Origin of the sequence: Collinsella aerofaciens (genome assembly GCF_018785265.1) — a bacterium.
In the GTDB taxonomy this organism is placed as follows: Bacteria; Actinomycetota; Coriobacteriia; order Coriobacteriales; family Coriobacteriaceae; genus Collinsella; species Collinsella aerofaciens_AI.
Genome location: NZ_WQPK01000021.1, coordinates 1 through 1,981, shown reverse-complemented (window position 1 = coordinate 1,981; position 1,981 = coordinate 1). Strand labels below are relative to the sequence as shown.

Sequence of the window (1,981 nt, the reverse complement as noted above, 5' to 3'; positions counted from 1 at the left end):
AGGCAGACCTTCCTGAGCTTGCCGATCTCGGAAGGCACGTGCAGACCTTTCGTCATGGCCTCCTACCTTTCTTTCGGGCCCTTGTCAGGGCCGATTCGTTAGCGCCCCTCCGTGTGAGGCGTTATTGCTGACGACATATTTATATCCAAAATCAGTCCATACTTCCACCTCGCCACCGAACGGTTTTATATGAGGGGTGAACGGCATACACATATACTTCACGCATGGCACACTTCATCTTAATAAAGCGTATTTACGTGCTTAAACGCGTTTTCAATCCTAAAATCAAATGGAACTTAACTTTGTTAAACCATCCTCAAATTGCATATTTCCACTAAAGCTATGAATAGAATTAGCGGTTCATACCGCGTCTCAACCATTTTCATTTTTATTCAGAAAAATGTTTGTCCTATTCATTTCTGGTAAATAAATTACCGTTTACCAGACACTTGATACCGTTCACCGGAAACTCAGTATAAGGCCCAGCGGATACCGGCTCGCTTTACGGCCCCATTTGTAACAACTTGACTTCTCGGTATAGAAAAACAGTCCCGCTCCCCTCATGGGAAACGGAACTGTTATCGATAATCGTAGACAGATTTGATCGGCTTTGAGAGCCGTCGGAATCCTAGCGATCGAACTCGGCCAGAGCCTCACCCAGAAGCCTCAGGCCCTCGCGCAGAACGTCCTCGCTCGCGCAGTAGCCCAGGCGTGCGCCGCAGGGAAGCTCAAAGCGGCCGCCGGGTACCAGCAGCACTCCCCTCTCGGACAGCAGGCGCTTGCAGAACTCCTCGTCGTCCTCGGGAATATCAAGCTGGATAAACGAGGTGGACACGCCCTGCGGCGCCGTCCAGGAAACGCGGTGCTGCGTATCGATCCAAGCCTGCGCGATATCGCGGTTGCCAAACACGATCTTGCGATTGCGCTCGAGGATCTTGTCCTTGTGCTCAAGCACATAGGTCGCCAAGGCGTCGTTGAACACACCGCCGCAGATCATGGTGTAATCGCGATAGGTACGGATGCGGTTGGACACCTCTTCGTCGGCCACGACCCAGCCCACGCGGGCCGCAGGCGTCGAATAGGTCTTCGACAACGAGTTGGTGACAATGGCCCTCTCGTACACGTCGACCATCGACATAAAGGACTCAGTGTTTTCGAGCGGCAGATACACCTCGTCGCACAGCACGTAGGCGCCCACCGAACGGGCGATCTCGGCAATCTGGCCGAGCATATCGGTATCGAGCACCGTACCGATGGGGTTCGATGCGTTGTTTATGCAGATAAGCTTGGTGTTGGGGCGCACCAAGCGCTTGAGTTCCTCGATATCGGGCTTCCAGCCGAGTTCCTCGCAAAGCTCCCAATACTCGACCTCGGCGCCCAGCGTGCGCGGAATCTCGTAGAGCGGCGCGTAGGTGGGCCACTCGGCGATAACGTGGTCGCCGGGCTCGACCACGGCCATGATGGCGTTGAGGTTCGCACCCGTGCAGCCATTGGTCTGCAGAATGTGGTCGGGATTGACCTCCCGACGATACAGCTTGGCAACCACGGCCTTAAACTCCGGCGAGCCCTCGATCCAGCCGTAGTTCATCTTCTCGCGGTCCAAGCGCTCGTAGAACGTGGCGCCGTCCTGCTCATCGAGCGCGCGCAGCTCGCCCATGGTGAGCGACGAGATCGTCGACTGGGCGATGTCCCACGTGGCACTTTTCTCCCAAACGTTGAGCCATTCCTCAACGCCAATCGTCTTGATGTCCATGGCCAAGCTCCTTACAAAAGCAGTCATCCAATCGTGTTGACGTCCCTCATACAAGATTGGGGCGGTGCGAAAACCCGCACCGCCCCAATGGGAGACATCTAATGGCAGCTAGATGTATGTATTATGACCTGTACGGGTCCTGAAAGACCTTAGAGGTCCTCGCGCCAGAAGGGCATGCTCATGCAGCGCGGGCCGCCGCGGCCGCGGGAGAGCTCGGCGGAGGGCACG

The 1,981-nt window shown here is 55.7% G+C and carries 2 protein-coding genes; both read right to left on the bottom strand.

The window, feature by feature from the left end:
- Positions 1-628 precede the first annotated feature (628 nt).
- Positions 629-1,753, bottom strand: a complete 1,125-nt coding sequence (locus GPK42_RS03580) for an aminotransferase (protein ID WP_215693578.1) — start codon at positions 1,751-1,753, stop codon at positions 629-631.
- A 149-nt stretch (positions 1,754-1,902) separates the two neighbouring features.
- The coding region (locus tag GPK42_RS03575; protein ID WP_195192534.1) for an arginine deiminase family protein at positions 1,903-1,981 on the bottom strand (79 nt) is incomplete at its 5' end.

Excerpts from the sequence above, each read along its gene's own strand:
- GPK42_RS03580 (WP_215693578.1), bottom strand. The coding sequence starts at position 1,753 with ATGGACATCAAGACGATTGGCGTTGAGGAATGGCTCAACGTTTGGGAG.